The 6800-nt window shown below is 64.0% G+C and carries 5 protein-coding genes and 2 pseudogenes; 2 read left to right on the plus strand and 5 right to left on the minus strand.

What is annotated here, in order from left to right; translation table 11 throughout:
- On the minus strand, window positions 1-505 hold a 505-nt coding region (locus E3T25_RS06110; RefSeq protein WP_134373067.1), incomplete at its 3' end, for a DUF222 domain-containing protein.
- Between the two features lie 218 nt (window positions 506-723).
- Window positions 724-1323 (minus strand): GNAT family N-acetyltransferase, encoded by a 600-nt coding sequence (locus tag E3T25_RS06115; protein ID WP_198411546.1) that lies wholly within the window; start codon window positions 1321-1323, stop codon window positions 724-726.
- A gap of 320 nt (window positions 1324-1643) precedes the next feature.
- Between E3T25_RS06115 and E3T25_RS06120 the strand changes: the two genes are divergently transcribed.
- The gene (locus E3T25_RS06120) at window positions 1644-3710 is read left to right on the plus strand and encodes a glucose PTS transporter subunit IIA (RefSeq protein WP_134373070.1); all 2067 of its coding nucleotides are present in this window, start codon (window positions 1644-1646) and stop codon (window positions 3708-3710) included.
- A gap of 236 nt (window positions 3711-3946) precedes the next feature.
- Here the strand turns inward: E3T25_RS06120 and E3T25_RS06125 are convergent.
- A pseudogene (locus E3T25_RS06125) lies at window positions 3947-5171 on the minus strand (MFS transporter).
- Window positions 5172-5275: 104 nt separating this feature from the next.
- Between E3T25_RS06125 and E3T25_RS06130 the strand changes: the two are divergent.
- Complete coding sequence (locus E3T25_RS06130; protein ID WP_134373073.1) at window positions 5276-6067, plus strand: ArsR/SmtB family transcription factor; 792 nt, start codon at window positions 5276-5278, stop codon at window positions 6065-6067.
- Here E3T25_RS06130 and E3T25_RS06135 read toward each other — a convergent pair.
- Window positions 6000-6404 carry a bleomycin resistance protein gene (locus tag E3T25_RS06135; protein WP_198411424.1) on the minus strand — a complete coding sequence of 135 codons (405 nt, stop codon included), beginning with the start codon at window positions 6402-6404 and terminating at the stop codon, window positions 6000-6002. The genes E3T25_RS06130 and E3T25_RS06135 overlap by 68 nt on opposite strands.
- Before the next feature lie 265 nt (window positions 6405-6669).
- Window positions 6670-6800, minus strand: a pseudogene (locus tag E3T25_RS06140) (ISL3 family transposase); the annotation flags it as partial.

Here is a 6800-nt window from a genome sequence, read left to right on the forward strand (position 1 = left end):
CACTGTCGTACAGGGTCAGCGACGCCATACCATCGGGCTCGGGCTCGAAGAACACGGCCCGGTCGCGCACGGACTTCTGGTGCCGGGCCCGGATCGTCTCCGGATGCAGACGCTCCCGGAGCAGCCGGGCCCGATACTTCAGCTTCGACGCCGTCACCGTGCCCGCCGACCGCAGAACCTCCACCTCGAACGCCGCCTTGGCCTCGTCGGGAACCGACCAGGCCTGATTGATCACCACCTTCGCGTGCTGGTAACTGATCTCGCCGGCCTCGAGCGCGGCCCGGGTGGCCGGGAGCTCGCCGGCCAAGGCGCGGCTCTCCGCGATCAGGTTCTCAGCCGTGCGGCGCGGCACCCGGATCGTGCAGGCCAGTTCGCTGACGAACTCCCGCTCGGCGACCTCGGCCGCGTCCCACCGGGACCCCGGCAGCCGCGCCGCCGCGTTCGCCCGGGCCTGCCCGAAGCGGCGGCCCGCCTCGACCAACTCCGCCCGCCGAGCGAACGCCACGGCGATGGNGCCCGCCGAGCGAACGCCACGGCGATGGCCAGTTCGGCCTCCGCGATCGCCTCGAAATGCTCCCGGAGAGCCTCTTGCACTTCAATAAATGAGGGCTTCATGACACACACGCTACGGGCACCCACCGACATTACCCGCGGCATCCGCCCACCAAGAAACGGTCTGTGGATAACCCGATCACACCCACAATGTGGAGGAAGAAGCCCTGATCATTGATCGCGACCATTCAGGCCAAGGAAGTCCCGGAGCTGCAGTGCGCCCTCGACTTTCAGTTCGGGCTCGGCGCGGTTCAGGGTGTCGGCAGTCAGAACCAGCTTCTGGTTCAAGACCATCTCGCCGTCGCGCCTCTTCAGGCGACCGATTCCGTTCTCCCGGTAACCGACCTTTCTCGACACCGCGAGGGACGCGGGATTGTCAACGAATGCCGCTGAGGTGACCTCGGCGGCGTCCAGGTGATCGAACATGAATGCGCAGAGAGCCTGACGCATGAGCGTACCGATCCCGCGGCCGTGGTGCTTCATGCCGAGCCAGGAGCCCGTCTCCCCCGTTCTCGTGACGAGGTAGTCCCTGGTTGAGATGCTCTGGCAACCGACGATCTCACCGTCGAAGCGAACCGTGGTCTCGAGCGACCAGGCCGCCGGCGACATCTCGGCTCGTTGTGCCCAGTGGTATTGCATGAGTCGCAACCGGATCTCGCCCGGGGAACCTACGGTCCACGGGAAGAAGAACGGCATCTCCGTCGGCGCGTGGATGCCTGCCGCAGCGAGCGCATCGAGTTCGGGTAGGTCAGCGTCGCGAACGGGAGACAACGTAACGGGGCCGCAAGTGATTTTCAGACCGAAAGGTGGCCACAGGTCTTCAATTGGTGTGGACAAGACTGCTCGCGACGGCGGATGTGTTTCGTGATTCCCCATCCCGCGATGGTACCGACTCATCGCTGACTCGCGACGGCATAATTCCTTCCGCGCACGGCCGGCGTTGTCCTTATGCTTAAGTGTGTCCAAAAAACCGTTATCGTTGCTAACGATGCGTGGAGACCATTACGGTCTTCAGCCAGCCAGCGTGGTTCGCGCTGAGCCGTAACAAGCGGAATCATTAAGTTCCGCATCAACACCAAAAGGAGTTTAAGGTGGCATCGAAACCCGCTGCAGACATTATTGAAAGTATCGGAGGGGCCGAAAACATCGTCGGCCTCACCCACTGTGCCACCCGGCTACGTTTCACGCTGAAGGATGCATCGGGGATTGACCAAGCGGCCGTCGAAGCGTTGCCACTGGTTCTCGGCGCTGTTCCGCAGGCCGGCGATCGCTACCAGATCGTCGTCGGCGGAGCCGTAGATACCGTATACAACGACATTATGGCGCTTCCCGCAATGAAGAAGCATGCGGGCGACCACGGCACCGGCGATACCATCGCCAATGTGAAGGCCGCGGAACGCGCGAAGGGCCCGCGCGGAAAGTTCTCCGGGCTGGACACGTTCTTCGAGATCCTGTCCGACTCCTTCCGCCCGATCCTGGGTGCGCTGCTCGGCGCATCCCTGTTCATCACGTTCATGGCTCTGATGGCAACCCTCGGGGTCATCCCGTCGTGGAACGCACCAGGCGTCACCCTCGACCCGTCCTGGGCGTTCATCAACCTGATGTGGCAGGGCGTTTTCGTCTTCCTTCCGCTGATGGTCGCCTACAACGCCTCCAAGCGGCTCGGCGCTGACCCCTGGGTCGGCTTCGGCATCATGGCCGTCGTCATGCTCCCCGGCTTCAACGCGCTGGGACTCACCGACGGAGCAGAGACCGTCTTCGGCGGCAAGGCTGCAGTCGTGCAGATCTTCGGACTGCCTCTGACCGTCACCGACTACAGCTCGCAGGTGTTCCCGCCGCTGATCATGGCGGTCGTTCTCGGGTTGCTGACCAAGTATCTGAAGAAGATCATTCCGTCCAGCGTTCAGCTGATCTTCGTGCCGTTCCTCTGCATGCTCATCATGATCCCGCTGACCGCCTTCCTGATCGGCCCCATGGGCGTGTACGGCGGCGCCGCACTCGGTAACTTCCTCAAGTCGATCAACGACTTCTCGCCGTTCATCTTCGCTGTCGTCATCCCGCTGGCCTACCCGTTCATGGTTCCGCTCGGCCTGCACTGGCCGCTGAACGCAATCATGCTGCTCAACATCCAGTCCCTCGGCTATGACTTCATCCAGGGCCCCATGGGTGCGTGGAACTTCGCGTGCTTCGGTGCAACTGCCGGCGTGCTGTTCCTGTCCATCCGCGAAAAGGACCGTCAGATGAAGCAGACCGCAACGGGCGCGCTCGCGGCCGGCCTGCTAGGTGGTATTTCTGAACCCTCGCTCTATGGCATCCACCTTCGGTTCAAGCGCATCTACCCACGGATGCTCGTGGGCTGCCTCGTCGGCGGCGTCATCCTCGGCCTCGGCGGCGGCGTGAAGACCAGCGCATTCGTCTTCACCTCGCTGTTGACGATCCCCGCGTTCGACAACATTCCCCTGTACGCGGGCGCCATTACCGCGTCGTTCTTCACCGCGATGATCCTCGTGATCCTCTCCGGCTATAAGACGCCGGAGCAGAAGGCGGAATTCGCCGAGGCTCTGGCTGCGGAAACCGTAGCGAGCGACGATGCTGCAACCGACTCTGACATCGCAACCCCGGTTGTTGCCGGTGCGTCAGGCTCAGGAACAGGCACCGGAACCGCCACCGCAACCGCAACCGCCACCGCCACCGCCACGGTCCTGGCCACGATTGGTTCGCCCATCGCCGGTATCGTCGTTCCACTGACGGACGTGCCGGACCCTGTGTTCAGCAAGGGAATCGTCGGTCTAGGCGTGGGAATCGATCCGACCGAGGACACCGTGTACGCCCCTGGAGCAGGCAAGGTTCTCGTCGCTCAGGCGACCGGTCACGCCTTCGGGCTGCGACTCGACAGCGGTGTTGAAATGCTCATTCACGTGGGTATCGACACCGTGAACCTTGGCGGCAAGGGCTTCGAGGTCAAGGTGGCCGCGGGCGACCGCGTTGAAGCAGGCACCCCGCTGGTGACCTTCGACCGCAAGGTGATCGAGGATGCCGGCTACTCGCTGGTCACCCCGGTGCTCGTGACGAACCCCAAGAAGTTCGGATCGGTCGACCAGGCAGCGTCTGGCCACGTGGAGGTCGGAAGCCCTCTCATCACGGTCACCGCCAAATAAGACACCTCAGGTCAAAAGGTGGGCAGAGAATTTTCTGCCCACCTTTTTCCTGCCGCTGACATAACCCGGCGGTAGACCATCCTCGTTCCACCGACCAGAAAACGACCGTTCATCGGCCAGTACGTTGACGGAATCGACATTCTTGTGGTCAACGAACGAGCAATTCGGCACTCAGGAGACCGCGAGCCTCATCGTGGGTTCACCGTTGGTGCGTGCGCAGGAGCGAAGGGCACGGCTCATCGGCTGCGGGTACGGAGATGGTCGTCTCCGCGCATGCGCAAGGCCACGACGAGTCCGGATGCCGCGGTCAGCGCCGCGACCACGGCGACCGCCGTAGGAATACCGAAGGCGTCGGCGAGCAGCCCGGAAAGTAACGCGCCAACGGCGAAGCCTCCGTCACGCCACAGCCGGTACGCACCCACCGAGCGGGCCCTCCACTCGGGGTGGGCGACGTCGCCGATTGCGGCGAGCAGCGTCGGGTAGACCATGGCGGTGCCGGCGCCGGCGCCGAGCAGGATGGCTGCGGTCAGCCAGACCTTTGCGGCCGATCCGATCGGAGAGCCCTCCGGTGATGAGCTGCCCGGCTCCCCAAACCGCCGGGTAGACGGCGGCCAGGATGCCGATGCATTCGATACTGAGTCCGGCGGCGGCGAACAGAATGGGGAAGAGCCCCCAGGCGAGGCCGTCGTTGAGGTTGTTGACCATCCCGGCCTGGCTGATCGAAGACAGCGACCGGTCCCGGAAACTGGTGAGGGTGAACACCTCCCGATTGCTGAGGGAGCCGGCGTGGGCGTGAACAGACAGGTGGTTGACGGCCTCGACTTTGGCGTGCTGATGGGTTTCGCGCACGAAGATGACCGACAGACCGAGGCCCAGAGCGATGAAGACCGCGCCGAGCAGGAACGGGCCAGGACGAAGCCCGTATTCGCCCGCGATATAGCCGGTGGCCGGTGCCGTCGCGGCGACTCCGAGGTACCCGGCCGCCTCGTTGAAGCCCATGGCCAGGCCGCGGCGGCTCGGGCCGACGAGGTCCATTTTCATGACCACGGTGGTCGATCAGGTCAGTCCCTGGCTGATCCCGAGGATCACGTTGGCGGCGACGATCCAGGCCCAGGTCGGGCCCAGGATGAGCAGGATCGGAACGGGGATGGCGATCAGCCAGCCTGCGACCAGCACCGGCTTTCGGCCGTAACGGTCTGAGAAGGTGCCGGCGAAATAGTTGGTGCCGGCCTTGGCGAAGCCGAAGGCGAGGATGAAGGTCAGTGCGCCCGTATAGCGGTCGAGCTGAAAGACCTCGTCCGCCAGCAGCGGCAGCACAGTGCGTTCCTGGCCGAGCGTGCCGCCGACCAGCGCGTTGACCGCGACGAGCAACAGGAGCTGGGGGAAGTTCTGCCGGAGGCCCAGGACGATGCCGCGGCGCACGTCTTTGGGTTGATCTGCGGCGTTCGGGGTCTGACTCATAGTCCGTTCTCCAGCGAGGGAGCCGCTGCACGGGCCCGAATCCTATTCCAGAAAACCATTGATTATTAGATGATACTAGTGTGAAGGGAACCGAGAGGAAAAAGATGGGCGATCGAGAAAAGAAATCGGCGCTGTTCGAGCAGTTTGCCCGCGTCGGCAAGGCGCTGGGCAGCGGCAAGCGCCTTGAGCTGGTCGACCTGCTCGCCCAGGGCGAACGCACGGTGGAATCGTTGGCGAACGCGGCCGGCCTGGGTCTGACAAGCGCATCCGCCCACCTGCAAACCCTCAAACATGCGGGTCTGGTCAGCACTCGCCGGGAGGGCACCCGGATTCACTACCGACTCGCTGGGGATGACGTCGCCCGGCTCTACAGCCTGGTGCGCAGCGTCGCGCAGACCCATCTCGCAGACGTCGAATCCATCCGGATCGCCTATCTGGGTCTCGATGACTCCGAAGCGGCGGGCGACGATACGCACGAGGAAATCACCAGGGAAGAGCTTCTCGCACGCGCGACGGCCGGGACTATCACCGTGCTGGATGTGCGGCCACGGCAGGAATATAACGCTGCGCACATTCCCGGCGCCCTCTCCATCCCCCTCGAGGAACTCAGCGATCGGCTCAGTGAACTGCCGACGGACCGCGAGGTTGTCGCCTACTGCCGCGGCAAGTACTGCGTGCTTGCCTACGAGGCCATGGCCGTGCTGCGCCGGAGCGGCCGACGCGCAACGCGATTAAACGAGGGGATGTTGGAATGGCGATTGGCGAATCTGCCGGTGTCCGCCGAGGCGGCCGCCGGGCGCACATCCGTCGAACTACCGGCCTGTCGGACTACCGGACTACCGGCCGGCGGCCGAGTGGGCTTTGGAACCGAATCAGGTAGCCGTCCGGATCGGTGACCAGGAACTGGCGCACACCGGCTTCCTCGTCGTCGACGCGATACCACTTCGTCTCGGGCGCCATGAACAGTGAAACGCCGGCCGCTCGCAAGGCCGACAGGATCGGATCGACGTCGGGCACGGCCACCTGAAAGTTCACGCCGCGACCCTGCGGCACCTCGAGGGGACCCGTGATCCAGTTCCTGCCGGCTCCCGCCCGTTCCAGCATCACGTGCGCGGATCCCCGCATGATGTAAGCGAAGCCGTCATCGGGGCGGTCGTAGCGAATCGTGAATCCGCACAAGTCGCACCAGAACTCGATGCTGGCTTCAAGATCCCGCACCAGAAGTTCAGGCACCAACGCTGGATCTGTCCCGGAAGTCACGTAGTCATGGTGTCATGCTCTGCTCACTCGCAGACCTACCGAGTCAGGGAAGTGCGCTCCGGTGCGGCATCGAAGGCCTGCCCGATCGCGCTTGTGCCGTCGACAGCGGCCGCGCACCGTACGCGCGCCCCGCCGGCAGCGTGAACGAGTTCGACGGAGATTTTGCGCGAAACGGCCCAAAACAGCCCGGAAACCGGCTTATTCCTTAAAATCTCGGCTCTCCTGCTGCTTCTGTGGGTTAATCCCGGCCGGGGAGCACTGGTTTGTGGCCGCCGAGGCTGAGCATGGCGAGGGCGATGAGGGCGTCGGGTGATTTGAAGCCGAAGGCGATTCGGGTGAGTAGTCGGATCTTGGTATTGACGGATTCGA

It is taken from the genome of Cryobacterium sandaracinum (assembly GCF_004403415.1).
In the GTDB taxonomy this organism is placed as follows: domain Bacteria; phylum Actinomycetota; class Actinomycetes; order Actinomycetales; family Microbacteriaceae; genus Cryobacterium; species Cryobacterium sandaracinum.

Excerpts from the sequence above, each read along its gene's own strand:
- E3T25_RS06130 (WP_134373073.1), top strand. The coding sequence starts at position 5,276 with ATGGGCGATCGAGAAAAGAAATCGGCGCTGTTCGAGCAGTTTGCCCGC.